Source organism: Pseudomonas sp. NPDC086251, from assembly GCF_044746405.1.
Lineage (GTDB): Bacteria > Pseudomonadota > Gammaproteobacteria > Pseudomonadales > Pseudomonadaceae > Aquipseudomonas.
In genome coordinates this window covers 90,606-114,768 of the sequence record NZ_JBIVBY010000009.1, presented here as the reverse complement: position 1 = coordinate 114,768, position 24,163 = coordinate 90,606, and the positions used below count along the sequence as shown (strand labels likewise).

Sequence of the window (24,163 nt, the reverse complement as noted above, 5' to 3'; positions counted from 1 at the left end):
TCGACACCACCTTCAAGACAGACAAGAGAGGATTCGATGACTTACACCGCTGCCGAAAACCGCTACGACTCTATCCCTTACCGCCGCGTCGGTCGCAGCGGTCTGGTGCTGCCGGCGCTGTCGCTGGGCCTGTGGCACAACTTCGGCGACAGCACGCCGATCGACACTCAGCGCTCGTTGCTGCGCACCGCGTTCGACCTGGGCATCAACCACTTCGACCTGGCCAATAACTACGGCCCACCGTACGGCAGCGCCGAGATCAATTTCGGGCGTTTGCTGCGTGAAGACTTCAAGCAGTATCGCGATGAACTGATCATCTCCAGCAAAGCCGGTTGGGACATGTGGCCCGGCCCTTACGGTCAGGGCGGCGGTTCGCGCAAATACGTGCTGGCCAGCCTGGATCAGAGCCTGCAGCGCCTGGGCCTGGACTATGTGGATATCTTCTACTCGCACCGCTTCGACCCGGACACGCCGCTGGAAGAAACCGCCGGCGCACTGGCCACCGCCGTGCAGCAGGGCAAAGCGCTGTACATCGGCATCTCGTCCTATTCCGGGGTGAAAACCCGTGAAATGGCCGCGCTGTTGAAAGAGTGGAAAGTGCCGTTGCTGATTCACCAACCGGCGTACAACCTGCTCAACCGTTGGGTGGAAAAGGACCTGCTGGATGTCACCGACGAACTCGGCACCGGCGTGATTGCCTTTACGCCATTGGCGCAGGGTCTGTTGACCGACAAATACCTCAACGGCATTCCGAAGGACGCGCGGGTCAATCGTCCGGGCGGTGGTTCGTTGCAGTCCTCGCACTTGTCCGAAGCCAACATCGCCCATGTGCGCGGGCTCAATGAGATCGCCAAGCGTCGTGGCCAGAGCCTGGCGCAGTTGGCGTTGGCCTGGACGTTGCGCGATCCGCGGGTGACCTCGGCGCTGATCGGCGCGAGCCGGCCGGAGCAGATTATCGAGAACGTCGGGGCGTTGAAGAATCTGAGCTTTAGCGCAGAGGAACTGGCGGAGATTGACCGGTTTGCCCAAGAGGGCGGGATCAATCTTTGGGAGAAGCCTTCGACGGCTGAGTGAGTGTTCGGCGCCAGAACCTTTGGCGCCTGTCAGATCGCCTTCGCGAGCAAGCCCGCTCCCACATTCGACCGTATCCAACATGAGAACGCGGTCGAATGTGGGAGCGGGCTTGCTCGCGAAGGGGCCATCAAATCCAATAAAGAAACTCCGGGCTCAGCGAAAAAACGGCACATCCCCCAACACCGTCGCCCGCTGCATCACCCGCCGCGCCGGGCGGTAATCATCCACCGCGTAATGCTGGGTCACGCGGTTATCCCAGAACGCCACGTCATCCTTCTGCCAACGCCAGCGAATGGTGAATTCCGGCCGCGTCGCGTGGGCAAACAGAAACTTCAGAATCACCTCGCTTTCCGTCTCCGACAGCTCGTTGATCTTCGACGTGAAGCCTTCATTGACGAACAACGACCGGCGTCCGCTGACCGGGTGCGTACGGATCACCGGGTGCGACAGCGGTGGGTTTTTCCGGCGTGTCTCTTCCCACTGGGCCAGCGCTTCCGGCGTATTGCCATAACGCTCCAGAGGAAACGAGCGGGTGAAATCGTGAGTGGCCGTCAGCCCTTCGAGCAAGGTTTTCATCGGCGCCGACAACGCTTCATACGCCGCGATGCCGCTGGCCCACAACGTGTCACCGCCGAACTCCGGCAGCAGCTTGGCACTCAGCACCGCGCCCATGGCCGGGGTCGGCAGGAAGGTCACGTCGGTGTGCCAGATCGCGTTGTCGCGCACGTCGGTGACGGCGGTGTCGAGGATCAGCACTTCCGGTTGTTCCGGCACATTGGGGTAGATCGGGTGAATGTGCAGGTCGCCAAAATTGGCGGCGAAACGTGCCTGTTGTGGCGGCTCGATCGGTTGGTCGCGGAAGAACAGCACCTGATGCTTGAGCAGCTCTTGTTCGATAGCGTCGCGTTGTTCCAGGTTCAGCGGCTGGCTGATGTCGATGCCGTTGATTTGCGCGCCGAGTGCCGAGCTTAAAGGGACGATTGTCAGGTTGCTCATGGTCTTTCTCTTCAATCCTGGGGGCCGTGACACCGCACCTGTAGGAGCTGTCGAGTAAAACGAGGCTGCGATCTTTTGATCTTGTTTTTAAAAATCAAAGTCAAAAGATCGCAGCCTCGTTTTACTCGACAGCTCCTACAGGGGTGATCCAAAGGGGTAATTCGAATGTTTTAGTGAGCCTGGCCGTGCCACGGCACCAGTTTGCGTTGCAGTGCGCGCAGGCCCATTTCCATGGCGAAGGCGATCAGCGCGATCACCAGAATCCCCAGCACCACCACATCGGTGACCAGGAACTGCGCGGCCGACTGCACCATGAAACCCAAACCGCTGGTGGCGGCGATCAACTCGGCAGCGACCAGCGTCGACCAACCCACACCCAGACCAATCCGTACGCCAGTCAAAATGTCCGGCAACGCGCTCGGCAGAATGACATGACGAATCAACTGCGCCCGGGTCGCGCCCAACGACTGCGCCGCACGCAATTTGGCCGGGTCGACGGTGCGCACGCCGGTCGCGGTGGCGATGGCGATCGGGGCGAAAATCGCCAGGTAGATCAGCAAGACTTTCGACAACTCACCGATGCCGCACCAGATCACGATCAGCGGCAGATAAGCCAGCGGTGGAATCGGCCGGTAGAACTCGATCAGCGGGTCGAGAATGCCCCGCGCGATGCGGTTATGGCCGATGGCGATGCCGACCGGCACGGCCGTCAGCACCGCGAAACCGAGGCCCAGGCCGATACGGCTGAGACTCGCGCCCAAGTGCTGCCACAAGGTCGAATCCATGTAGCCAGTGGTCACCAGCAGCCAGCCTTTCTGCAACACGGCGGACGGCGGCGGCAGGAACAGCGGTTCGATCATCCCCGTGGCGGTGACAGCCCACCAAATGGCCACGAGTGCGACCAGCGTCAGCACGCTGATCCAGCGAGTACTGAGGCTGCGACGCAGCGGGATCACCGTTGAACCCGGTTTCACCGTCACGGCCGGAATTTCATAACTGCTCATGCGCGCTCCTGCCGCGTGGCGGCGCTGCGTTGGGAGAACACTTTGGCGAGCACGTGTTCGCGGGTTTCGATAAAGCGCGGGTCGGACTTGATCGCCCGTGCCGACTCGCCGGCGGCGTAACGCTGACCGAAGTCCAGGCTCAAGCGCTCGACGATTTGCCCAGGGTTCGGTGCCAACAGAATCAGGTCCGTGGCGAGGAACACCGCTTCTTCGATGTCGTGGGTAATCAGGAATACCGGTTTGGCGGTGCGCTGCCAGACTTGCAGCAGCAGCTCCTGCATCTGTTCGCGGGTGAAGGCATCGAGGGCGCCGAAGGGCTCGTCCATGAGCAAAACCCGAGGGTCGGCAGCGAGGGCGCGGGCCAGGCCGACGCGTTGCTTCTGGCCGCCCGAGAGCTGCCAGATGCGACGGTTTTCGAAACCGGAAAGGTCCACCAACGCGAGCATTTCCCGAGCACGAATTTCCCGTTTTTCCCGGGAAACACCGGCCAGTTCCAGACCGAATCCGACGTTGGCCAGCACGTCCTGCCAAGGCAGCAGCGCGTCATCCTGGAACACCACGCCGCGCTCGGCGCTCGGGCCTTTGACTGGCACGCCGTCAAGGGTGATGCGCCCGGCGCTGGGCTCGACGAAACCGGCAATCAGGTTCAACAGCGAAGTCTTGCCACTGCCGGACGGGCCGAGGGCCACCAGCAATTGCTGGGGCCCAAGGCTCAAGGAAATATCCGCCAGCACCGGTTCCGGGCTGCCTGGGTACTGTGCGCTGATGCGCTCCAGCTGTAGCAAAGCCATCGCAATTAACTCCGATCAGTGGGTAATGTATTTAGCGCTGACATACGGGGCGTAGTCCGGCAGCACCGCTTCGACCTTGCCTTGTTCTTTCAAGAACGCGGCGGTGTCGGTGATGGCCTTGGTGGTCGGCGCGCCGAGGGTGATCACTTGATCAGCCGCCAGCGGGTAGACGTTGCCTTGCAGCAGCAGCGGGATGTCGCTGGCCTTGGCACCGGACAACTTCACCAGCTTGTCGACGTTGCTTTGGTCGGCGAGCCAGGCTTTCGGGTCTTTGCGGTAATCGGCGTAGGCATCCAGGGTCACTTTGGCGAACGCGGTGACGATTTCCGGGTGCTTCTCGGCGAAGTCTTTGCGCACGATCCAGGCATCGAAGGTCGGCGCGCCGAACTTGGCCAGTTCGCCGGAGGTGATCAGCACTTTGCCGTTTTCCTTGGCCACGCCGAGGGCTGGGTCCCACACGTACGTGGCGTCGATGTCACCGCGTTTCCACGCGGCAATGATGGCGGGCGGGGCGAGGTTGAGGACGGTGACTTTCGAGGGATCGATGTTCCAGTGCTTCAGCGCGGCCAGCAGGCTGTAGTGGCCGGTGGAAACAAACGGCACAGCGATTTTCTTGCCGATCAGGTCTTGCGGCGTCTTGATCCCGGAACCGTCGCGAGCGACCAGGGCTTCGGCGGCGCCGATCTGCGTGGCGATGAGGAAGGTTTCAACCGGGACTTTGCGGGTGATTGCAGCGGTCAGGGGGCTGGAACCGAGGTAGCCGATCTGCACGTCACCGGAGGCGATGGCGGCGATGATGTCGGCACCGTTGTCGAATTTGCGCCAGTCGATCTTGGCGTTGGTGGCTTTTTCGTACGCGCCGTCGGCCTGGGCGACTTTCGCCGGGTCAACGGTGGTTTGGTAGGCGACCGTCACGTCGGCGGCCTGGGCAAAGACACTCGCCGCAGCCAGCGACGCGGCCGCCAGCAGGCGAAGAGGGAAATTCAGTTTCATTGGGAAGCTCCTTGTCAGGCGACCGAGTGTCGGCGTGAAAGGAGACTAAATGATCTAAGAATCCGAAAATAAATAACTTTTTCGAATGAGCTTATGAGCGGAAAATTCTAAGGACGCCCGCTCCGCGGTCGATCGCCAGCAGGCTAGCTCCCATAGAGGTCAAGGGTGTTCACACAATTGTGCCAACACTGAAAATCCACTGTGGGAGCTAGCCTGCTAGCGATAAGGTCCGAAGGACCTTCGGATACTAGTTGCTGATCGCCAGAATGCTCGCCTGATACGAACCGACAAACACATCGAAATCGCCGACTTCGTTCTGCTCAAGCTCCACCTGTTCAGCCAGCGACGAACGCGCCCGCTCTTCAAACTTCGCCTGATCTTCGATCGAAAGCGGCTCGCTGCGGAAATACTCCGCATGCGCCCGGCTCTGACGCAGGGAGAACTGGCTGAAGCTCTCCTTGTGCTCGGCCATGGCCGCCAGCACCTGGGCCGAAGGCGTCAGGGACGGGTCCTTGACCTTGGCCAGTTGCGCATCCAGTGCCTTGCTGTGGACATCGCCGCCATGGCTCTCATCGAGCATTGCTGCCAACGGCGCAATTTTTTCCAGCAGCTCGCTGGCCCATTCCTTCAGGTCCACCGGTTGGCCGTCACGCTGCAGTTGCAGGCCTGGACGACGACCTTCCTTGACCACACTGAGGAAGTTCGACGTCGCGTTGCCGCAAGAAGTGTTGGTCAGCAGCGGGCTGTCGTTCAGCGCGCAGTACAGCAGGAACGCGTCGAGGAATCGCGACTCGGTAAGGTCGATACCCATCGGCAGGAACGGGTTGATGTCCAGGCAACGCACTTCAACGTACTGAATGCCACGGGCGACCAGCGCCTGGATCGGCCGCTCGCCGGTGTAGGTCACGCGTTTCGGGCGGATGTTGGAGTAGTACTCGTTTTCGATCTGCAGGATGTTGGTGTTGAGCTGAACCCACTCACCGTCCTGATGCGTACCGATTTCGACATACGGCGGATACGGCGTGGCGACCGCTTTACGCAGGCTGTCGGTGTAGCTGGCCAGGTCGTTGTAGCACGGCGTCAAACCGGCCTGGGCATTGCTCTGGTAACCCAGATCGCTCATGCGCAGGCTGGTGGCGTACGGCAGGTACAACGTGTCCGGGTCCAGTTGCTCCAGTTGATGGGAGCGACCGCGCAGGAAACCGGCGTCCAGCGCTGGTGAGGCACCAAAGAGGTACATCAGCAGCCAGCTGTAGCGGCGGAAGTTACGGATCAGCGCGATGTAGGCTGACGACTGATAATCACGGTCGGTGCCGACAAAGCCTTCGGCCTCTTTCAGCAGCGGCCAGAGTTTTTCCGGCAGGGAAAAGTTGTAGTGAATCCCGGCGATGCACTGCATGGTCTTGCCGTAGCGCAGGGCCAGGCCCTTGCGATAGACGTACTTGAGCTGACCGATGTTGGACGTGCCGTAATAGGCGATCGGGATATCTTCCTCGGCCGGCAACGGACACGGCATCGACGGACTCCACAGAAACTCGTTGCCGAGTTTGCTGTAGGCAAAACGGTGAATCTTGTCCAGGCTCGCCAGCGTCTCGGCCGGATCGGGCAGGGCGGGCGTGATGAACTCCAGCAGCGACTCGGAATAGTCGGTGGTGATTTGTTCGTTGGTCAGCGCGGAACCCAATTCTTCCGGGTGCGGCGTTTGCGCCAGGCGACCTTCGCCGGTCACGCGCAGGCATTCACGTTCGATGCCGTGAAGGCACTGTTCGAGCAGAGAGAGGTTAGCGCGCTCGCCGAGCAGAGCCAGGCGGCGGTTGAGAAGTTCGCTCAAGTTGGATTCCTTCACGCGTCAGTCGCCCCAATATGGGGGTGGGCAAGACGGTCTACAAGGGTGAAGTTAAAACTGGCGTTTTCGCCTGGTTTTGGAACGAGCCGCAATCAATGTGGGAGCGGGCTTGCTCGCGAAGAGGGCGTGTCAGTCAACCAATAAATTGCCTGATACACCGCATTCGCGAGCAAGCCCGCTCCCACAGGGGGATTTCGGCGCTGCGGTCACAGCGCTGAAATTAACTCAAATCGGGGACATCTAGCTACAGGACAGCGAACGTGCCTTGTGCTTTTGCGACGAGTTTGTCGCCCTGCATCACATCCGCTTCGACCACCAGCGTGCGGCGGCCCGGGTGGATCACCCGCGCCGTGCACATCACCTCACCGTCGGCGACGGCGCGAATGTAGTTGATCTTGCACTCGATGGTCGCACTCTGCTGGTCAAAGCCGTGGGTGCTGGAACAGGCCAGCCCCATGGCAATGTCCACCAGACTGAACAAGGCCCCGCCGTGCAGCTTGCCGCCGCGATTGCGCAGCTCTGGCGACAGCCCGAGGGCGACTTGCGCCACCCCGGTCTCCAGGCTGTGCAAGCGGCACCCCAGCAGCTTGAAAAACGCGCTTTCGGTCAGCCCGGCAGGAATGTCCATCAGCGTTTCTTCAACTGCTTGGCGTTGGCGAACAGCGAAGCCATGGCGTTGTTGGCCGGGGCCGGCGCCGTGGTTTCCTTGCGCGGTGCGCTGTTCTGGGACTGGCGCGGGGCCGACCCCGGACGCGCACCACGGGCACCGTCGATTTTCTCGCCCGGGGTGTCGCTCATGCGCATCGACAGGCCAACGCGTTTGCGCGGGATGTCGACTTCCATGACCTTCACTTTCACCACGTCACCGGCTTTCACCGCTTCACGCGGATCCTTGATGAACTTCTCCGAAAGCGCTGAGATGTGCACCAAACCGTCCTGATGCACACCGATGTCGACGAACGCGCCGAAGTTGGTCACGTTGGTCACCACGCCTTCGAGGATCATCCCCAGTTGCAGGTCCTTGAGGTCTTCGACGCCTTCCTGGAACTCGGCGGTCTTGAACTCGGGACGCGGGTCGCGACCGGGTTTTTCCAGTTCTTGCAGGATGTCGGTGACCGTCGGCAGACCGAAGGTTTCGTCGGTGTACTTCTTCGGATCGAGGCGCTTGAGGAAGCTCGCGTCGCCGATCAGCGAACGGATATCGCGGTCGGTTTCAGCGGCAATGCGCTGCACCAGCGGATAGGCTTCCGGGTGAACTGCCGAAGAGTCCAGCGGGTTGTCGCCGTTCATGACGCGCAGGAAACCGGCGGCCTGTTCGAAGGTTTTTTCGCCCAGACGGGCAACTTTCTTCAACGCCGCGCGGGTTTTGAACGCGCCGTGTTCGTCGCGGTGGCTGACGATGTTCTGTGCCAGGGTCGCGTTGAGGCCGGAGATGCGGGCCAGCAGCGCCACGGAGGCGGTGTTTACGTCCACGCCCACGGCGTTCACGCAGTCTTCAACCACAGCGTCCAGACCGCGCGCCAGTTTCAGCTGCGACACGTCGTGCTGGTACTGGCCGACACCGATCGATTTCGGATCGATCTTCACCAGTTCGGCCAGTGGATCTTGCAGGCGACGAGCGATGGACACCGCGCCACGGATCGACACGTCGAGGTCCGGGAACTCCTTGGACGCCAGTTCCGACGCCGAGTAAACCGATGCGCCGGCCTCGGAGACCATGACTTTGGTCATCTTCATCGCTGGGTATTTTTTGATCAGCTCAGCGGCCAGCTTGTCGGTTTCGCGGCTGGCGGTGCCGTTGCCGATGGCGATCAGGTCCACCGCGTGCTTGGCGCACAGGGCGGCGAGGATCGCGATGGTCTGGTCCCACTTGTTGTGCGGCACGTGCGGGTAAACCGTGGCGTGATCCAGCAGCTTGCCGGTGGCATCGACCACGGCGACCTTGCAACCGGTGCGCAGGCCCGGGTCGAGACCCAGGGTGGCGCGCGGGCCGGCCGGGGCCGACAGCAGCAAATCGTGCAGGTTGTGGGCGAAGACGTTGATCGCTTCGGTTTCCGCGCCATCGCGCAGTTCGCCCAGCAGGTCGGTTTCGAGGTGGGTGTAGAGCTTGACCTTCCAGGTCCAGCGCACCACTTCGCCCAGCCATTTGTCGGCGGCGCGGTTCTGGTTCTGGATGCCGAATTGCTGGCCGATCATGCCTTCGCACGGGTGCATGGTGCCCGGCAGTTCATCGCCGACTTTCAGCGCCGAACTCAGAATGCCTTCGTTGCGGCCACGGAAAATCGCCAGCGCGCGGTGCGACGGCATGCTTTTCAGCGGTTCATCGTGTTCGAAATAGTCGCGGAACTTGGCGCCTTCCTCTTCCTTGCCGGCGATCACGCGGGCACTGAGGGTGGCTTCCTGCTTGAGGTAGCTGCGCAGCTTGTCCAGCAGGCCGGCGTCTTCGGCGAAGCGTTCCATGAGGATGTACTTGGCGCCTTCGAGGGCCGCCTTCACGTCGGCCACACCTTTTTCGGCATCGACGAAGCGCACGGCTTCGACGTCCGGCGTCAGGCTCGGGTCGTTGAACAAGCCGTCGGCCAGGTCGCCGAGGCCGGCTTCCAGGGCGATCTGGCCCTTGGTGCGGCGTTTCTGCTTGTACGGCAGGTACAAGTCTTCGAGGCGGGTCTTGGTGTCGGCGAGCTTGATGTCGCGCTCCAATTGCGGGGTCAGCTTGCCTTGTTCCTGGATGCTGGCGAGGATGCTGATGCGCCGTTCGTCGAGTTCTCGCAGGTAGCGCAGACGCTCTTCCAGATGACGCAACTGGATGTCATCGAGGCTGCCGGTCACTTCTTTCCGGTAACGGGCGATGAAGGGCACCGTGGAGCCTTCATCGAGTAGCGCGACGGCCGCTTCGACCTGTTGTGGGCGTACACCGAGTTCCTCGGCGATGCGGCTGTTGATGCTGTCCATAAAACCACCTGACAAATTGTGAAAGCAGGCTCGCAGGCGCAGGGATAAGGCCTCGACGAGTCTGGTTGAGCGGCCTGGCCTGCGCCGCTACCTGGATCAACAGGCATCCCGTTGACCCGTGAAATCGAACAATGACTGCCGGCGCCATGAAAATAAAAAGCGGCTGCCCGGCGTAATGATCAGACGTTGCCTGACACAAAAGGCCGCGCATTATAACCAGCGTTCGGTCTTTCGGGGGCATCGCAGGCTGTAGGCACAATCACCGGTTTCCTGGCGATCAAGGAAAAATCTGCTAACAATGCACACGGTGCGTATAACGGCAGCTACGCCATAATGCGCGCCGAGATCAAAGGAGCATCCAATGAGCAGCACTGCAAACACTGCTGAAGGCGAAAAAATTCTTATTGTTGACGACGATCCGGGGCTCAGCAGCCTGCTGGAACGTTTTTTCGTCAGCAAGGGCTACCGTGCCCGCGCCGTACCGAACACTGAACAAATGGACCGCCTGCTGGCGCGTGAAGTGTTCAACCTGGTCGTCCTCGACCTGATGCTGCCCGGCGAAGACGGTCTGACCGCTTGCCGTCGCCTGCGTACTGCGAACAATCAGATTCCGATCATCATGCTCACCGCCAAGGGTGACGAGCTCAGCCGTATCAAGGGCCTGGAACTGGGCGCCGACGATTACCTGGCCAAGCCGTTCAACCCGGACGAGCTGATGGCTCGCGTCAAAGCGGTCCTGCGTCGCCAGTCGGCACCCGTGCCGGGCGCACCGGGCAGCGAAGACGAAAGTGTGACCTTCGGTGACTACGAACTGTCCCTGGCCACCCGCGAACTCAAGCGCGGCGACGAAGTGCACATGCTCACCACCGGTGAGTTCGCGGTACTCAAGGCCCTGGTGATGAACGCGCGTCAGCCATTGACCCGCGACAAGCTGATGAACCTGGCCCGTGGCCGCGAGTGGGACGCCCTGGAGCGTTCCATCGACGTGCAGATTTCCCGTCTGCGCCGGATGATCGAACCCGATCCGTCCAAGCCGCGTTACATCCAGACCGTTTGGGGCGTGGGTTACGTGTTCGTTCCGGATGGCGCCGCCACCAAGTGATCGGCGATTTGTAGGAGCGGGTCATGCGGATGAGGTTGTCCGCAGACTCGCGATCCGCAATATGCGAGCATCGCTCGCTCCTGCAAGTGTGTAGCGGTTATCCATGAAAACCCCCGTTTGGTTCCCCCAGAGTTTCTTCTCCCGCACCCTGTGGCTGGTGCTGATCGTCGTCCTGTTCTCCAAGGCACTGACCCTGGTTTATCTGCTGATGAACGAAGACGTGCTGGTGGACCGCCAATACAGCCACGGCGTGGCCCTGACGCTGCGCGCCTATTGGGCGGCCGATGAAAACAATCGCGACAAGATTGCCGAAGCAGCCACGTTGATCCGGGTCGTGGGCGCCGGGGTGCCGGAAGGCGAACAACACTGGCCGTACAGCGAGATCTACCAGCGGCAGATGCAAGCGGAGCTGGGCGCCGACACCGAAGTCCGATTGCGCATGCACTCGCCGCCGGCACTGTGGGTGCGGGCGCCAAGCCTGGGCGATGGCTGGCTGAAAGTGCCGCTGTATCCACACCCGTTGCGTGGCCAGAAAATCTGGAACGTGCTCGGTTGGTTCCTCGCCATTGGTTTGCTGTCCACCGCGTCGGCGTGGATCTTCGTCAGCCAGCTCAATCAACCGTTGAAGCGCCTGGTCTATGCCGCCAGGCAATTGGGGCAGGGCCGTAGCGTGCGCCTGCCGATCAGCGACACGCCGAGTGAGATGACCGAGGTGTACCGGGCCTTCAACCAGATGGCCGAAGACGTCGAACAGGCCGGCCGTGAGCGTGAGCTGATGCTGGCCGGGGTGTCCCATGACTTGCGCACGCCGTTGACCCGTTTGCGCCTGTCACTGGAGCTGATGGGCGACCACAACGACCTGACCGACGACATGGTGCGCGACATTGAGGACATGGACGCGATTCTCGACCAGTTCCTGGCGTTCATTCGCGATGGTCGTGATGAGTCGGTTGAAGAGGTCGATCTGAGCGATCTGGTGCGTGAAGTCGCCGCGCCGTACAACCAGAACGAAGAGAAAGTGCGCCTGCGCCTGGAACCGATCCAGCCCTTTCCGTTGCGTCGGGTGTCGATGAAGCGGTTGCTGAACAACCTGATCGGCAACGCCTTGAACCATGCCGGCAGCGGTGTCGAGGTGGCGGCTTATGTGTCCGGGGACACCAGCGCGCCGTATGTGGTGCTGAGTGTGATGGACCGTGGGGCGGGGATTGATCCGTCGGAGCTGGAGGCGATCTTCAACCCGTTCACCCGTGGCGATCGGGCACGGGGTGGCAAGGGCACCGGGTTGGGCTTGGCGATCGTCAAGCGGATTGCTTCGATGCATGGCGGCAATGTTGAGCTGCGTAACCGCTCCGGTGGTGGACTGGAAGCGCGGGTGCGGTTGCCGTTGGGGTTGATGCTGCCGCGGGATGCGGTTTAAGAACTGGCATTTTCGTTGGGGCTGATGGCCTCTTCGCGGGCAAGCCTCGCTCCTACAGGTGATCAAAAATCCCTGTAGGAGCGAGGCTTGCCCGCGAAGGCGGCCTCGCGACCGCCATCAACCTCAGGCCTTAACCCTTACCCTTGGTCCGAGTCATATTCGGCCCACCATTTTTCTCAAGATGCTCAATGATGATCCCCGCCACGTTCTTGCTGGTGGTGGTTTCGATCCCTTCCAGCCCCGGCGACGAGTTCACTTCCATCACCAGCGGCCCATGATTGGAACGCAGGATATCCACACCGGCCACCGCCAACCCCATGACCTTCGCCGCACGCAAGGCGGTCATGCGTTCTTCCGGAGTGATCTTGATCAGGCTGGCACTGCCGCCCCGATGCAGGTTGGAGCGAAACTCCCCAGGCTTGGCCTGGCGCTTCATCGCCGCAATCACCTTGTCGCCGACCACGAAGCAGCGAATGTCGGCACCGCCGGCTTCCTTGATGTATTCCTGCACCATGATGTTTTGCTTGAGGCCCATGAACGCCTCGATCACCGACTCCGCCGCCGTCGCCGTTTCACACAGCACCACGCCAATGCCCTGGGTGCCTTCCAGTACCTTGATCACCAGCGGCGCGCCGTTGACCATTTCGATCAAGTCGGGAATGTCGTCCGGAGAGTGGGCAAAACCGGTGACCGGCAAGCCGATCCCGCGGCGCGAGAGCAATTGCAACGAGCGCAATTTGTCCCGCGAACGGGCGATGGCCACCGATTCATTGAGCGGAAATACGCCCATCATTTCGAATTGACGCAACACCGCGCAGCCATAAAACGTCACCGACGCACCGATCCGCGGGATCACTGCATCGAAGCCTTCCAGCGGCTTGCCGCGGTAGTGGATCTGCGGCTTGTGGCTGGCGATGTTCATGTAGGCGCGCAGGGTATCGACCACCACCATTTCATGGCCACGCTCGGTACCGGCTTCAACCAGACGACGAGTGGAATACAGACGCGGGTTCCGCGACAGCACAGCGATCTTCATGCAACACCTGTGGAGGAGGTAGATACCGGGAACACCGGCTTGTCTTGTATGTATTTAATGCCCGGATTGACCACCAACTGGCCGTCGATCAGGGCTTTGGAACCGAGTAACAGGCGATAACGCATGGATTTGCGGCAGGCGAGCGTGAACTCGACCCGCCAGACCCGATCACCGAGGGCCAGGGTGGTGCTGACCACGTAGCGCATCTGCGCGTGGCCGTTGGAGCTTTTAATGGTTTTGCGCGTCACCAGCGGTGCTTCGCAGCGTCGATGGCGCAATTGCACCACCGTGCCCAAGTGAGCAGTAAAGCGCACCCACTGCTCACCGTCGCGCTCGAACGTCTCGATGTCGGTGGCATGCAGGCTGGAGGTGCTGGCACCGGTGTCGATTTTTGCCCGCAGGCCCGCGACTCCCAAATCAGGGAGCGCCACCCACTCGCGCAGACCGACAACGGTCAAATGGTCAAATGTCTTCAAAGGTACTCAGCCGGCGAAACCGCTGGGGCCGAACACGGCCGGATTCGCGGTATTCACGCAGAATAATGGTTAAAAGGCGACAGATATCTACGGCCCGATTTTCCAGCCCGACAGCAGGCGCTGGAATGTGTGCATTGTAATCCGAGACGGTGGAATTCTTGGCACGACAGAAACGGTAGTACAGTTCACCAATATTTCAGAATGAGGAAATCCCATGGCACAAAAACAGGAAGAGGACGACAAGGTCCGTCTCGATAAGTGGTTGTGGGCTGCGCGTTTTTACAAAACACGTGCCTTGGCCAAGGCGGCTATCGAGAGTGGCAAGGTGCATTGCCGGGGCGAGCGCTGCAAGCCAGGCAAGGAACCGAGGATCGGCGACGAGTTTCAGATTCGCATGGGCTTCGAGGAACGCACGGTGGTGGTGCAGGCGCTATCGATAGTGCGTCGTGGCGCGCCGGAAGCGCAGACGCTGTACGCCGAAACCGACGCCAGCATCGCCAAGCGCGAAGCGGCAGCGGCCATGCGCAAGGCCGGTTCGCTGGGGATGAGCACCGATGGCAAGCCGAGCAAGAAGCAGCGGCGGGATCTGTTTAAGTTTCGTGGGAGCAGTAACGACGAGTGAGACCGTTGTTTCTGTGTTGCCTGTCAGGCCGTCTTCGCGAGCAAGCCCGCTCCCACATTGAATCGCGGTCAATTGTGGGAGCGGGCTTGCTCGCGAACGAGTGCGCAGCACTCGCCAATCGTCCCCCGATTTCAGTCGTCCCGCACCACACTCATCCGCGAAACCACCGGCAATCTCCCCAGCCACTCAAACAGCGGCGTCGTCACCCGCATGAAAAATCCCGAAACATAATAGGCAAACGGCGTGTAATAACCCCACCCCAACGCCCACACCGCCAGCAGCACGCCGCCAATGTAATCGTCCTGCGCCCAGTTTGCGCCGGCCACCAGGCGCGGCATCATGAACAGCAGCGCCAGGCCCCAGATCACAATGGCCTGCCAGGACGTGCGGCTGAACACGGTCATGAACATCGCCCAGACCAGCAACACCGAAGCATGGTCGCCCGGGAAGCTCTGGCTCGATCGATCCTTCAATTCCCAAGCCTTCTCAAACCCTGGAAGGTAGTGGCGCATTCGGACGGCGCTATCGAGCGTCATCGACGGACTGCTGTGTTGCCAGTCCATGTAGACGGCGAACTGGGAAAACAGCAGGCGGATAAACAGCAGCATCAGCAGAATCGAGAGAAAGCCGAAAAACGCCTGCCGCACTTCAGCGGCCTCGAACACCCAGTCGCCCTTGATCAAAAGTGTCAGCAAAATCACCCCAACCACCGCATCGAAGGGGCGCAGACTTGCAATTGCCCAGAAGTGCAGCCATATCGGGTCCGTCGCCAGGGGTGCGTTGAGTTGGTGGAAAAACCACTCGTCGAAAATCACACACACCATCTGACCGGTAGGCCATAACCAGAAGGCCAGCAGCATCAGCGGCACAACATTGCACAAAGCCAACCGGCGCAGGTTCCACCTTGCTTGGAACAAACCCGGATTGTTCATAAAATGCCTCCCATGGCTGAACCTTGCGCACCAGGATGGAACTGCAAGACAATTTTTAACATTAGTAACCTTTTTGTCATTACTTCAGATACCCAAATCTATGACCGATCTAACGGATACCGACTACACCCAACGCTTCATCTTCGATGACAGCGACACCCGCGGCGAGCTGGTTTCGTTGGAGCGTAGCTACGCTGAAGTCCTTGCCAAGCACGCCTATCCAGAGCCGGTCAAACAACTGCTCGGTGAACTGATGGCCGCCGCGTCGTTGCTGGTCGGCACCTTGAAGTTCGATGGTCTGCTGATTCTCCAGGCCCGTTCCGATGGTCCGGTGCCGCTGTTGATGATCGAGTGCTCCAGCGAGCGCGAAATCCGTGGCCTGGCCCGTTACGAGGCTGACCAGATCGCCCCGGACGCGACCCTCGCCGACCTGATGCCGAACGGTGTCCTGGCACTGACTGTAGACCCGACTCAAGGCCAGCGTTATCAAGGCATCGTCGACCTCGATGGCGAAACGCTGTCGGAGTGCTTCACTAACTACTTCGTCATGTCCCAGCAGGTCGGTACGCGCTTCTGGTTGTACGCCGATGGTCGTCGCGCCCGTGGCCTGTTGCTGCAGCAATTGCCCGCCGACCGTCTGAAAGACGAAGAAGAACGCGCCGCCAGTTGGCAGCACGTCACTGCGCTGGCCAGCACCCTGACCGCGGACGAATTGCTGAGCCTGGACAATGAAACCGTGCTTCATCGGCTTTATCATGAAGAGCAGGTTCGTCTTTTCGATGTGCAGAAACTGCGTTTCCGTTGCAGCTGCTCGCGCGAACGTTCTGCCAATGCGCTGGTCAGTTTGGGACTTGAAGATGCGCAGAATTTGGTCATCGAGCACGGTGGAAACATCGAAATCGACTGCCAGTTTTGCAACCAGCGCTACCTGTTTGACGCTGCCGATATCGTCCAATTATTCGCTGGAGCGGGTGTTGAGACACCGTCAGATACCCGTCACTAAAACGGTTCAGCGCAGGTAAATTCACTGCTTAGCGCCGGAATAACGCCGTTACGACGGGAGGGCCCTACTATTTTTGGGCGTTTCTGGCATAATCCGGCCCACTTTTTGTCGCGGTAGTAGTGCACGACTTTCTACTACAAAACGTTTGGAGCACACTCGGCCACTGGCCGACGGGGAATCTCATGACGCAAGCCAATAACGCCGTGTACACCGATCTGAGTGTTGATGATCTGGTAAAAGAAGCTCTGAGTCGCGGTGAGGGCGAGCTTGCCGATACCGGCGCGCTGACTGTTCGCACCGGTCACCGCACTGGCCGCTCGCCAGTCGATCGTTTCATCGTTGACGAGCCGTCCACTTCGGCCTCCATCGCCTGGGGCCCGATCAACCGCAAGTTCCCGGCCGACAAGTTCGATGCCCTGTGGGACCGCGTTGAAGCGTTCAACAACGCGCAAGAGCACTTCGTTTCCCACGTGCATGTAGGTGCGTCCGCCGACCACTACCTGCCCGTGAAGATGACCACCCAGACGGCCTGGCAGAACCTGTTCGGCCGTTGCCTGTTCATCAACCCGGCTCAGTACAACCCGGCTGGCCGTGACGAGTGGCAAGTCCTCAACGTAGCCAACTTCGAGTGCGTGCCAGAGCGTGACGGCACCAACTCCGACGGTTGCGTGATCCTCAACTTCGCACAGAAGAAAGTGCTGATCGCTGGCATGCGTTACGCCGGCGAAATGAAGAAAGCCATGTTCTCCGTGCAGAATTACCTGCTGCCGGCCGCTGACGTGCTGCCAATGCACTGCGCCGCCAACATCGGTGAAGCAGGCGACGTGACCCTGTTCTTCGGTCTGTCGGGCACCGGTAAAACCACCCTGTCGGCTGACGAAAGCCGTTACCTGATCGGTGACGACGAACACGGCTGGGGCGAGGGCGTGGTGTTCAACATCGAAGGCGGTTGCTATGCCAAGTGCATCGACCTGTCCGAGAAGAACGAGCCGGTCATCTGGAAAGCCATCAAGCACGGCGCCGTCCTGGAAAACGTCGTCATCGACGATGCCAAGCACGCCGACTACACCGATGTCAGCCTGACCCAGAACAGCCGTGCCGCCTACCCGCTGGAGCACGTTGCCAAGCGCTCCGAGAAGAACCTCGGTGGCGAGCCAAACGCTGTGATCTTCCTGACCTGCGACCTGACCGGCGTTCTGCCGCCCGTGTCGATCCTCAGCGAAGAACAAGCGGCCTACCACTTCCTGTCCGGCTACACCGCACTGGTGGGCTCGACCGAAATGGGTTCCGGCAGCGGCATCAAGTCGACCTTCTCCACCTGCTTCGGCGCACCGTTCTTCCCGCGTCCGGCCGGCGAATACGCAGAACTGCTGATCAAGCGCATCCGCGGCTTCGGCTCCAAAGTCTACCTGGTCAACACCGGCTGGACCGGCGGCGGCTACGGCGTCGGCAAACGCTTCAACATCCCGACCACTCGCGGCGTCATCGCAGCGATCCAGAGCGGCGCGTTGATCGGTGCTGAAACCGAACACCTCGACACCATCAACCTCGACGTGCCATTGGCCGTACCGGGCGTTGAAACCGGCCTGTTGAACCCACGTAACACCTGGGCTGACAAGGCTGCTTACGATGAAGCGGCTAAAGCACTGGCCGGGTTGTTTGTCGAGAACTTCAAGAAGTTCGAAGTGAGCGACGCGATCAAGGCTGCTGGGCCTAAGTTGTAAGATTTGGTTTGATGTAATGAAAAAGCCGCCTCCAGGGGCGGCTTTTTTGTGGGCGTCTGGTTTACGTTTTCAGGTGTAAAACGAACGCGCCGAGCAACACCAAAACGACACCCAGCACCTGTATCTTCCCCAGCCGTTCCTTGAAAAACACATACCCCAGAATCGCGGCGATTCCTCCAGACAGCGTGCTGATCACCGTCACCACCGAAACCGACCCCGCCACCGCGCCCCAAGCGAATGATGAGAACCCGCCAAGGTTCATCAGGCTGGCGCCCGTTAGCGTCATGCAGTTTTTCAACGGCGGAATTTTCAAACCGTCCTTGATCTTCAACACCATCACTATCAACACGATCAGCCCCACAAAATAAGCCAGCCAGAGCATCGTCACCGGTCCAAGCACCGGCAGGACGAAGTGGCCCTGCAGCCAGAAGCTGGTGCCATAAAACACGGCTGCCAGTAGCGCGTAAGCAATGGAGCCACTGGCCTGGGTGGTGTGTGGGATGTTCGGATCGGAGTGAATGCTGGAAAAAACGACGCCGATCACACAGACGGCGATGCACAGCAGTTGAATCAGACTGATCTGTTCGCCGCCCGCCCAGGACAACAGCGTAGTCACCACGCCATAAGAGGTCACCAGCGGCGCAACGATGGAGGCTTTGCCGAGGGCAAAGGCTTTGGAAAGGGCTAAGGCGCCCGACACGGTCAACACAGCGGCGGCGATGCCGATCAACCACGTTTCGAACGGAGCGGCCATGGACCTGAGAATGAAGATGGGGAAGGCCATCAGCAGCAGGCTCATGATGATAAAACCGAGTGCCTGGCCGAAATACACGGCACGTTTGACGCCCACCGCACGGGCATTCAACCCCACCAGAAAATCCGTACCGCCCCACAGTAAGGCAGCGAGCAAACCCATCAGTACGTCCACGCTATGTCCTTATAGGTGTTCGCTGCGGACGTTAGAGGCCTTCCAGCGTCTGAGTGTCCCAGCGTTGGGCCTTGATGGCCTGGTAGAGCATTCCGATCGTCAGCGGCACTTTATCGCCACGTCCTTTGGCTCTGCGTTTGAGGAAGACATCGTAGCCTTCCGGTTGGAAGTAGCGATAGGCGTCGTAGTCGATGAAGTCGATGGCGAACTTGTCTTCAGCGTTAACATCCGCTCGTTATGTGCTTGGCTCGGTCTTTTTTTTTCTCTGACCAGGAGCGCGGATAACGAATAGGTATTCAGAGGGAACGAGTCAATGATGCTCGTGCTCAGATTCGGCTTGCTAATGACGTCCTTTGTTCTTGAGTTGGTTGGTTCGCTTGCTACAGTGGAGCTCAAGTTTCGTTTATATCCGGTTCTTTTAGCCTTCGGACTCGTGATGCGGGTTAGTTGAGCATCCTGCAATTGACGTCCCATTTCATCGGCAGAGCCGACCTTGTTCAAATCTTGCTCCAGACCTAATACATGCATCACCGACAGATAAGCCCCCATCGTCACTCCCGCACTACCAGACTCCAGAGAACGCAACGTCATGACTGACATCCCGGCTCGCTCAGCCACTTGTTTAGCCGTTAGCCGTCTACGCAAGCGAGCCAGTTTGAGGCGTTCGCTAAGGTCGGTAAGCAGTCGTGCAATCGATGGGAGCAGCGGTGCCGTTTTTCTAGCCATGTAGCTAATATTCCTTCACTTCTTAGGTGATAGCGCCAGAATAATTGCAGTTGAACGTGCAGATTTAGACGCGGCATTTGCTTTTATTGGTTTTCCAATTGCAGTGTTTCCCACCGCTGCGATTTGACCGCTTTGTAAAGCATTCCGATAGTCAGCGGGACTTTATCGCCGCGCCCCTTCGCCCTGCGCTTGAGAAACACATCAAACCCTTCCGGCTGAAAGTAGCGATAGGCGTCGTAATCGATGAAGTCGATGGCGAACTGTTCTTCCAATTCTTCCATCAGGTTTCGCGCATCAGCGCCATCGCAGCCCAGGTCGAAATTGATCGAGGTGCTGAGGCGGATGATTTTGCGTTCGGGCAGGCCGAGTTCTTCGTGTAGCAACTGCATGAGCAGGTGCATGGTGTGGTCGTCGGGGAAGTTGGGGGCGAGGTTCATGATGCGTCGTCCGTAAGGGGCATGCTGAGGCGGCAGCCTGATTTTGCGGCAAGTTTTGAGCGCAGTCAGCTGCAAATAGTGATGAGGAGGGATCGTACGGCAGGTTCAGATTCACCCTACAACCGCATCGTCAAACACTCGGTAACGTCACCGGCTACAGCTTTCAGCTGGGAGTTTTCAGTGGCGACCGAGAGGGAGACGGATGAGCAGGAGCAAGGACACCCCGCAAGTGTGGGAGCACTACGACACCGATGGAGGAGGTTACCGCTATCTACGTGACATGACCGCTAGCGAAATGGCGGAAAGGGATGCCAGGCAAAACGCGTATGAAGCCATGCTGGCGAGACAGGAGGCATACGAACAGAGTCGGGTGGTGACGTCTCAGAAAGAGCGCCAGGCGCTCGCCGGTTGCGTATTTGCCAAGTCTTGCAAGTTACCGGACTCCATCATCGACTACGCCAGCCCATCCGGATTTCTGCCCACGGACAGCGTTAAAGACTATGGCGAATTCACTTTATTGGGAGGTCGCCACACTGATGATTCCGGGTGTTTACCGCTCAAGAAAATAAGCGGTGTTTTGCCGGCAGGCATCGGCTCTTTGGCGTTGGGTGGTGCAGCGATTGCGCCGACAACCACTGCTGTTGCAGGTGCCAGCGCCGGTGTCGTCACGGCTGGCGTTGCTGCCGGTGCATTGGTTGGTTTGGTCGCCTTGCTGGCTCCCTCGAGCCTGGGCGACGGCGCGTTGTATACCGATGAACAACTCAGGTCACTCAAACAAGCGCGGACGCGAGTTCGGCTACGCGTGGAGGCGCAGGCTGACGGTACGCTCAAAGGTTACGGGTACAACACTCAGAGCCGTCGTGATTGGGAGATGATTCCCGTTGTGACGTTCAAGGCTCGTGGCTCACAACAAGTGGCTGACTTTGGCGGCGGGGTCGAGTTGATCTGGACACCCGCAGCGAACCCGGCAGATACGTTGGGTATCCCGGCGCTGGAAGCAGCACCGCAAGCGCCTCAAGTGTGGATTTTTCCGCCTACCGATAAGGCTGACAGCATCATTGTCAGTCCGGTGTATCCGCCGGAATATCAGGATTTCATTCTGGTGTTTCCAGCGGATTCGGGGGTTCGGCCGCTGTACATTGTGCTCAATGTTCCGAGGGGATTTGACTATCACACCGCACCTGATTTGCTACCCGCTTTTCCAGATGCTGTGAGTGTTCGTCCAAAGTCGACAGTTCAAGGCGGTGGGAAAAAACGGGATCGTTGGAAAGATCGGAAAGGTAGGATTTATGAATGGGACTTTCAGCACGGAGCGGTTGAGATCTATGACAGGCAAGGGAAGCACTTAGGTGAGTTCAACGCTGATACGGGCGAGCAAAGCAAGCCAGCAAAACCCGGAAGAACCACACCAAAATGAAATGAGAGGTCACGTATGTACTTACGCATAACAGGCTTTTTTCCAGAACCGGACGATGATGACTCTTTGCAGTACAAACGAGTTATACAAAAAGAGTTAGAGCCATCAGTATTTGAGGTAATGAACTGGTCTTCACTTGAAGATGGTTTGGGTGGGCAGTCAGAACTAACGCCCGGGCAGGTGAAGCGCATGGCTGAAGTTCTTGGGGAGCCTTCCATAGAAAGGCTAAGTCTGTTCATCGGGAGTTACTCGTAGTCTCGATACTGAAGGTGGAACCATGAATTTTTCAGTGATGGGTTTTCATTCGGATAAGGATGAACTGGTATTTGAGCAGAATATTGGTTTGTCAGTGGAGGACTTGATGCCCGTTATGCAATGGACGAGCAGTAACGATTGCATTGGTGTGGATTTTCAACTCACAGCGACACAAGCGCTTGAGATTGAGCGCTTGGCTTCGGTGGCTTTTCCTAAAGGGCTGGATCTTTATATGGCTTCTTCGGTATGAGGTATCTGGTCGAGGCTTTTGATAAAGCCACTGAACTTCTTGTCTTTGACGTAGAGCTACCTTCCGGCTGCGATCAGCGTCTGAAAGAAATAATGGGTTGGATGGCGCCACAACAGGGGTGGGAGGGATATGAACTGAGTGCTGCTCACTTGATCAAGCTGGGAGATCTTTCTGGAAGAACTTTCGACGCGTCATCGTATAACTTCCAGTTAACAGTCAATATCTGACACGGAGGCTAACGGTACGCCACTGTTAAACCAACTAACGCATTCAATATATCGACAGGATCATTATGAATGGCTTTCAGCAGGGCCTTGGCCGACCCCGTCAGGTCCCGGCGTTGCGCAGAGGGTCGAGTTGCACGAGGTCAAGGCAGCGAATTTGGCTTGAGCGAGACCGGTAGCCTTGCGGGTTTCTTTGACTTGTAGCGCGTCTACAGTGAATTCGCGAGTGGGCTGGCGTTCACCTCGCAAAATTTCGTTCATCTCTTGGACGCTTTCCATCAGGTCATCAAAAAATTTACTCATGCTTATATCCAGTGTCGTGATCGTTCCCTCGCAGAAGGAACGATCTTCCGTCGGTGTCAGACTGGGGCTTTCCAGCCCATCAGGCGTTGCTGGGCGACTTTGAGCAGGTCGCAGCCGTCTTGGGTCAGCAGGTAGAGCGCGTGGGTGATGTGGGGGATGTCTTCGATGTCACCGTCGAGGAAGCTTTGGCAGTGCAGGGTTCGGAGCAGCTCGCTGGAGGCTCGGATGCGCTGGAGGGCGGCTTCGAGGATGTCTTGGGGGTCTGCTTCAGTATCGATGATCAGGGGCGGGGAATCGGTGAGGTTGGTTTTGAGTGGGCGGTAGCGATCAGGGAACGGGTTCAACTTATTCATTGTTTGTAGCCTCAAATGCAACAGTGATAAACCGCTCCATCGTGACCAAGCGATGGGAGGCGGACTGTGTTCGGGTTGGTCAACCAGTGAGGCTCACAATTCCGGCACGCCCGAGGGCGTCCCAAACACAGCCACCATATAGCGTGCAGGCATTTGAAGTGCCGGCAGCATACAACGGACGCATGTATATGAGCCATTCGGGTGACCAAGCCCGAGTCGCTGAATTGGCAGCGACAGTCCGACTATAGGTACCGTCGCGGGTTGTCGATAGTCGACAAAGAGTCGTCTCTTGTAGGACCGTGCCGAAGCTTTGATAGGGCGTTGCTGACAGACTTATCGCTTCCGCAATTTTTCGCGTTTGATTGCCATCAGGCGTTTGGCTTCTTCATCTGGAATGCTGGGGCGAGGGTCGTCGATGCTGGCTTGTACTTGTGCTCTGAACCATGCGTCGTAGGCGGCTTTTTCGAGTTGTTTTTGATCGTCGGGCATTTTGGTTTTCTTCATGTGGATCGCGTTATCGTTCTTCGCGGGCAAGCCTCGCTCCTACAGGGGGTGTGGTGCGGCTTTAGATCGCGGTGGGTTTTGGCAGGCGTTGCCGGGCGATTTCGAGCAGTTCGTTGCCGTCCTGGGTCAGCAGGTACAGCGCGCTGACGATGTTGGGGATGTCGCTGACGTCGGACTGTTTGAAGCACAGGCAATACAGCGTTTCGAGCAGGTCGCTGGCGGCGCGGATGCGTTGGCGGGCGGCGTCGAGGATTTCGAAGGGGTCGGCTTCGGTGTCGATGAGCAGCACCGGGGTTTCGCTGTAGCGGGATTTGAGTGGGCGATAGCGGTCGTTTGATGGATCGGGGTTGTTCATCGAGGTCAGTCCTTTGGGGGATCGGCAGTCTCGCCGGCAGGCCGACACACTGTTTCAGCCGCGCCGGAAACTATAGAAGGGTGGGTTGTTGTGCGACAAGACGGCTGTGATGGACAGGTTTTGTAGGGGGATTACGATCATTTTGGGAATGGGCCTACGCGTAGGCGGAGGTTTTTTGCTCGGGAATGGCTATGGGTAAAAAGGCCTACGGGGTTGTCAGGTGTTGCGCGGCGAATTTCGGTAGGGGGCGCGTCAGAATGTGTAGGGCGTTTCGAGTTTTGCGGTGGTTGTGCTGGCCTCTTCGCGAGCAAGCCCGCTCCCACATTTGATCTTCAGTGGGCACAGGATTTGTGTACGACCGAGATTGAGTGTGGGAGCGGGCTTGCTCGCGAAGAGGTCTTACAGGCAACGCATTTTTCAAGCCCTACAATTCCCCTGAAGCC

The 24,163-nt window shown here is 59.0% G+C and carries 25 protein-coding genes and 3 pseudogenes; 10 read left to right on the top strand and 18 right to left on the bottom strand.

The features are described 5' to 3' along the window. Positions 1 to 36: 36 nt before the first annotated feature. Positions 37 to 1,074 (top strand): L-glyceraldehyde 3-phosphate reductase, encoded by a 1,038-nt coding sequence (mgrA, locus tag ACIPL2_RS13185; RefSeq protein WP_401356844.1) that lies wholly within the window; start codon positions 37 to 39, stop codon positions 1,072 to 1,074. Between the two features lie 153 nt (positions 1,075 to 1,227). On the opposite strand, the gene tauD is transcribed toward mgrA, so the two are convergent. The 7 genes from tauD to ACIPL2_RS13150 form a co-directional block, all read right to left on the bottom strand. Then, positions 1,228 to 2,070, bottom strand: a complete 843-nt coding sequence (gene tauD, locus ACIPL2_RS13180; protein WP_401356842.1) for a taurine dioxygenase — start codon at positions 2,068 to 2,070, stop codon at positions 1,228 to 1,230. 170 nt (positions 2,071 to 2,240) lie between these two features. Further along, complete coding sequence (gene tauC, locus ACIPL2_RS13175; RefSeq protein ID WP_401356840.1) at positions 2,241 to 3,074, bottom strand: taurine ABC transporter permease TauC; 834 nt, start codon at positions 3,072 to 3,074, stop codon at positions 2,241 to 2,243. After that, positions 3,071 to 3,865, bottom strand: coding sequence for a taurine ABC transporter ATP-binding subunit (tauB, locus tag ACIPL2_RS13170; RefSeq protein WP_008032266.1), 795 nt, complete (start codon positions 3,863 to 3,865; stop codon positions 3,071 to 3,073). Before tauB ends, tauC begins: the two co-directional genes overlap by 4 nt. Before the next feature lie 15 nt (positions 3,866 to 3,880). After that, positions 3,881 to 4,858 carry a taurine ABC transporter substrate-binding protein gene (tauA, locus tag ACIPL2_RS13165; protein ID WP_401356837.1) on the bottom strand — a complete coding sequence of 326 codons (978 nt, stop codon included), beginning with the start codon at positions 4,856 to 4,858 and terminating at the stop codon, positions 3,881 to 3,883. Between the two features lie 247 nt (positions 4,859 to 5,105). Beyond that, a complete protein-coding gene (gene gshA, locus ACIPL2_RS13160; protein WP_401356836.1) occupies positions 5,106 to 6,689 on the bottom strand; it encodes a glutamate--cysteine ligase in 1,584 nt (527 codons plus the stop codon). 259 nt (positions 6,690 to 6,948) lie between these two features. After that, positions 6,949 to 7,332: a PaaI family thioesterase gene (locus ACIPL2_RS13155; protein ID WP_401356833.1), complete on the bottom strand. Its 384-nt coding sequence runs from the start codon at positions 7,330 to 7,332 to the stop codon at positions 6,949 to 6,951. Further along, the gene (locus ACIPL2_RS13150) at positions 7,332 to 9,656 is read right to left on the bottom strand and encodes a Tex family protein (RefSeq protein ID WP_401356830.1); all 2,325 of its coding nucleotides are present in this window, start codon (positions 9,654 to 9,656) and stop codon (positions 7,332 to 7,334) included. Before ACIPL2_RS13150 ends, ACIPL2_RS13155 begins: the two co-directional genes overlap by 1 nt. A gap of 361 nt (positions 9,657 to 10,017) precedes the next feature. Here ACIPL2_RS13150 and ompR point away from each other — a divergent pair, with 361 nt between their 5' ends. Continuing rightward, positions 10,018 to 10,758, top strand: a complete 741-nt coding sequence (ompR, locus tag ACIPL2_RS13145; RefSeq protein ID WP_059404068.1) for a two-component system response regulator OmpR — start codon at positions 10,018 to 10,020, stop codon at positions 10,756 to 10,758. A 103-nt stretch (positions 10,759 to 10,861) separates the two neighbouring features. Beyond that, entirely contained in the window at positions 10,862 to 12,175 is a 1,314-nt protein-coding gene (locus ACIPL2_RS13140) for an ATP-binding protein (protein ID WP_401356827.1), read from the top strand. 130 nt (positions 12,176 to 12,305) lie between these two features. Here the strand turns inward: ACIPL2_RS13140 and rimK are convergent, their stop codons facing one another. Both rimK and ACIPL2_RS13130 read right to left on the bottom strand, forming a co-directional pair. Beyond that, the gene (gene rimK / locus ACIPL2_RS13135) at positions 12,306 to 13,211 is read right to left on the bottom strand and encodes a 30S ribosomal protein S6--L-glutamate ligase (protein WP_020795792.1); all 906 of its coding nucleotides are present in this window, start codon (positions 13,209 to 13,211) and stop codon (positions 12,306 to 12,308) included. Further along, entirely contained in the window at positions 13,208 to 13,669 is a 462-nt protein-coding gene (locus ACIPL2_RS13130; protein ID WP_177333643.1) for an ATP-dependent zinc protease, read from the bottom strand. Before ACIPL2_RS13130 ends, rimK begins: the two co-directional genes overlap by 4 nt. Positions 13,670 to 13,901: 232 nt before the next feature. Here ACIPL2_RS13130 and ACIPL2_RS13125 point away from each other — a divergent pair, with 232 nt between their 5' ends. Next, positions 13,902 to 14,309, top strand: coding sequence for an RNA-binding S4 domain-containing protein (locus ACIPL2_RS13125; protein ID WP_401356824.1), 408 nt, complete (start codon positions 13,902 to 13,904; stop codon positions 14,307 to 14,309). A gap of 131 nt (positions 14,310 to 14,440) precedes the next feature. Here ACIPL2_RS13125 and ACIPL2_RS13120 read toward each other — a convergent pair whose 3' ends face one another. After that, positions 14,441 to 15,241 carry a phosphatase PAP2 family protein gene (locus ACIPL2_RS13120; protein ID WP_401356821.1) on the bottom strand — a complete coding sequence of 267 codons (801 nt, stop codon included), beginning with the start codon at positions 15,239 to 15,241 and terminating at the stop codon, positions 14,441 to 14,443. Positions 15,242 to 15,341: 100 nt separating this feature from the next. On the opposite strand from ACIPL2_RS13120, the gene hslO reads away from it, so the two are divergent. After that, positions 15,342 to 16,244 carry an Hsp33 family molecular chaperone HslO gene (gene hslO, locus ACIPL2_RS13115; protein WP_401356818.1) on the top strand — a complete coding sequence of 301 codons (903 nt, stop codon included), beginning with the start codon at positions 15,342 to 15,344 and terminating at the stop codon, positions 16,242 to 16,244. Between the two features lie 182 nt (positions 16,245 to 16,426). After that, positions 16,427 to 17,968, top strand: a complete 1,542-nt coding sequence (locus tag ACIPL2_RS13110; protein WP_059404060.1) for a phosphoenolpyruvate carboxykinase — start codon at positions 16,427 to 16,429, stop codon at positions 17,966 to 17,968. Positions 17,969 to 18,029: 61 nt separating this feature from the next. Here the strand turns inward: ACIPL2_RS13110 and ACIPL2_RS13105 are convergent, their stop codons facing one another. The 4 genes and pseudogenes from ACIPL2_RS13105 to ACIPL2_RS13090 all read right to left on the bottom strand — a co-directional run bounded on the left by ACIPL2_RS13105 (position 18,030) and on the right by ACIPL2_RS13090 (position 20,059). Continuing rightward, the gene (locus ACIPL2_RS13105) at positions 18,030 to 18,884 is read right to left on the bottom strand and encodes an EamA family transporter (protein ID WP_401357046.1); all 855 of its coding nucleotides are present in this window, start codon (positions 18,882 to 18,884) and stop codon (positions 18,030 to 18,032) included. 43 nt (positions 18,885 to 18,927) lie between these two features. Further along, positions 18,928 to 19,113 (bottom strand): annotated as a pseudogene (locus tag ACIPL2_RS13100) (hypothetical protein); the annotation flags it as partial. Between the two features lie 220 nt (positions 19,114 to 19,333). Continuing rightward, positions 19,334 to 19,622: pseudogene (locus tag ACIPL2_RS13095) on the bottom strand (helix-turn-helix domain-containing protein); the annotation flags it as partial. Between the two features lie 83 nt (positions 19,623 to 19,705). Further along, positions 19,706 to 20,059 carry a DUF1493 family protein gene (locus ACIPL2_RS13090; RefSeq protein WP_401356815.1) on the bottom strand — a complete coding sequence of 118 codons (354 nt, stop codon included), beginning with the start codon at positions 20,057 to 20,059 and terminating at the stop codon, positions 19,706 to 19,708. A gap of 202 nt (positions 20,060 to 20,261) precedes the next feature. Between ACIPL2_RS13090 and ACIPL2_RS13085 the strand changes: the two genes are divergently transcribed. Genes ACIPL2_RS13085 through ACIPL2_RS13070 form a run of 4 tightly spaced genes read left to right on the top strand, consistent with a single transcriptional unit; the run spans position 20,262 to position 22,208 of the window. Beyond that, entirely contained in the window at positions 20,262 to 21,476 is a 1,215-nt protein-coding gene (locus ACIPL2_RS13085; RefSeq protein WP_401356813.1) for an S-type pyocin domain-containing protein, read from the top strand. 15 nt (positions 21,477 to 21,491) lie between these two features. Beyond that, positions 21,492 to 21,731: a pyocin S6 family toxin immunity protein gene (locus tag ACIPL2_RS13080; protein WP_401356811.1), complete on the top strand. Its 240-nt coding sequence runs from the start codon at positions 21,492 to 21,494 to the stop codon at positions 21,729 to 21,731. 22 nt (positions 21,732 to 21,753) lie between these two features. After that, positions 21,754 to 21,981 carry a pyocin S6 family toxin immunity protein gene (locus tag ACIPL2_RS13075; protein ID WP_401356808.1) on the top strand — a complete coding sequence of 76 codons (228 nt, stop codon included), beginning with the start codon at positions 21,754 to 21,756 and terminating at the stop codon, positions 21,979 to 21,981. Then, positions 21,978 to 22,208, top strand: a complete 231-nt coding sequence (locus tag ACIPL2_RS13070) for a hypothetical protein (protein ID WP_401356805.1) — start codon at positions 21,978 to 21,980, stop codon at positions 22,206 to 22,208. The genes ACIPL2_RS13075 and ACIPL2_RS13070 overlap by 4 nt, the downstream gene beginning before the upstream one ends. Positions 22,209 to 22,216: 8 nt before the next feature. On the opposite strand, the pseudogene ACIPL2_RS13065 reads toward ACIPL2_RS13070, so the two are convergent. The 4 genes and pseudogenes from ACIPL2_RS13065 to ACIPL2_RS13050 form a co-directional block, all read right to left on the bottom strand. After that, positions 22,217 to 22,508, bottom strand: a pseudogene (locus ACIPL2_RS13065) (transcriptional regulator). A 56-nt stretch (positions 22,509 to 22,564) separates the two neighbouring features. After that, positions 22,565 to 22,861, bottom strand: a complete 297-nt coding sequence (locus ACIPL2_RS13060) for a hypothetical protein (RefSeq protein WP_401356803.1) — start codon at positions 22,859 to 22,861, stop codon at positions 22,565 to 22,567. Positions 22,862 to 23,194: 333 nt separating this feature from the next. Then, positions 23,195 to 23,395 carry a hypothetical protein gene (locus ACIPL2_RS13055; protein ID WP_059406355.1) on the bottom strand — a complete coding sequence of 67 codons (201 nt, stop codon included), beginning with the start codon at positions 23,393 to 23,395 and terminating at the stop codon, positions 23,195 to 23,197. Positions 23,396 to 23,426: 31 nt separating this feature from the next. Beyond that, positions 23,427 to 23,720, bottom strand: a complete 294-nt coding sequence (locus ACIPL2_RS13050; protein WP_401356799.1) for a hypothetical protein — start codon at positions 23,718 to 23,720, stop codon at positions 23,427 to 23,429. Between the last annotated feature and the right edge of the window lie 443 nt (positions 23,721 to 24,163).

What these genes read in the sequence shown, in the direction of transcription:
- hslO (WP_401356818.1), top strand. Translation starts at nt 15,342, where the DNA reads ATGACCGATCTAACGGATACCGACTACACCCAACGCTTCATCTTCGAT.
- ACIPL2_RS13080 (WP_401356811.1), top strand. Translation starts at nt 21,492, where the DNA reads ATGTACTTACGCATAACAGGCTTTTTTCCAGAACCGGACGATGATGAC.
- ACIPL2_RS13070 (WP_401356805.1), top strand. Translation starts at nt 21,978, where the DNA reads ATGAGGTATCTGGTCGAGGCTTTTGATAAAGCCACTGAACTTCTTGTC.
- mgrA (WP_401356844.1), top strand. Translation starts at nt 37, where the DNA reads ATGACTTACACCGCTGCCGAAAACCGCTACGACTCTATCCCTTACCGC.
- tauB (WP_008032266.1), bottom strand. Translation starts at nt 3,865, where the DNA reads ATGGCTTTGCTACAGCTGGAGCGCATCAGCGCACAGTACCCAGGCAGC.
- ompR (WP_059404068.1), top strand. Translation starts at nt 10,018, where the DNA reads ATGAGCAGCACTGCAAACACTGCTGAAGGCGAAAAAATTCTTATTGTT.
- tauC (WP_401356840.1), bottom strand. Translation starts at nt 3,074, where the DNA reads ATGAGCAGTTATGAAATTCCGGCCGTGACGGTGAAACCGGGTTCAACG.
- ACIPL2_RS13105 (WP_401357046.1), bottom strand. Translation starts at nt 18,884, where the DNA reads ATGGGTTTGCTCGCTGCCTTACTGTGGGGCGGTACGGATTTTCTGGTG.
- tauA (WP_401356837.1), bottom strand. Translation starts at nt 4,858, where the DNA reads ATGAAACTGAATTTCCCTCTTCGCCTGCTGGCGGCCGCGTCGCTGGCT.
- ACIPL2_RS13140 (WP_401356827.1), top strand. Translation starts at nt 10,862, where the DNA reads ATGAAAACCCCCGTTTGGTTCCCCCAGAGTTTCTTCTCCCGCACCCTG.
- ACIPL2_RS13110 (WP_059404060.1), top strand. Translation starts at nt 16,427, where the DNA reads ATGACGCAAGCCAATAACGCCGTGTACACCGATCTGAGTGTTGATGAT.
- tauD (WP_401356842.1), bottom strand. Translation starts at nt 2,070, where the DNA reads ATGAGCAACCTGACAATCGTCCCTTTAAGCTCGGCACTCGGCGCGCAA.
- ACIPL2_RS13150 (WP_401356830.1), bottom strand. Translation starts at nt 9,656, where the DNA reads ATGGACAGCATCAACAGCCGCATCGCCGAGGAACTCGGTGTACGCCCA.
- ACIPL2_RS13050 (WP_401356799.1), bottom strand. Translation starts at nt 23,720, where the DNA reads ATGAACAACCCCGATCCATCAAACGACCGCTATCGCCCACTCAAATCC.
- ACIPL2_RS13075 (WP_401356808.1), top strand. Translation starts at nt 21,754, where the DNA reads ATGAATTTTTCAGTGATGGGTTTTCATTCGGATAAGGATGAACTGGTA.
- ACIPL2_RS13090 (WP_401356815.1), bottom strand. Translation starts at nt 20,059, where the DNA reads ATGAACCTCGCCCCCAACTTCCCCGACGACCACACCATGCACCTGCTC.
- ACIPL2_RS13060 (WP_401356803.1), bottom strand. Translation starts at nt 22,861, where the DNA reads ATGAATAAGTTGAACCCGTTCCCTGATCGCTACCGCCCACTCAAAACC.
- ACIPL2_RS13085 (WP_401356813.1), top strand. Translation starts at nt 20,262, where the DNA reads ATGAGCAGGAGCAAGGACACCCCGCAAGTGTGGGAGCACTACGACACC.
- ACIPL2_RS13120 (WP_401356821.1), bottom strand. Translation starts at nt 15,241, where the DNA reads ATGAACAATCCGGGTTTGTTCCAAGCAAGGTGGAACCTGCGCCGGTTG.
- rimK (WP_020795792.1), bottom strand. Translation starts at nt 13,211, where the DNA reads ATGAAGATCGCTGTGCTGTCGCGGAACCCGCGTCTGTATTCCACTCGT.
- ACIPL2_RS13125 (WP_401356824.1), top strand. Translation starts at nt 13,902, where the DNA reads ATGGCACAAAAACAGGAAGAGGACGACAAGGTCCGTCTCGATAAGTGG.
- ACIPL2_RS13155 (WP_401356833.1), bottom strand. Translation starts at nt 7,332, where the DNA reads ATGGACATTCCTGCCGGGCTGACCGAAAGCGCGTTTTTCAAGCTGCTG.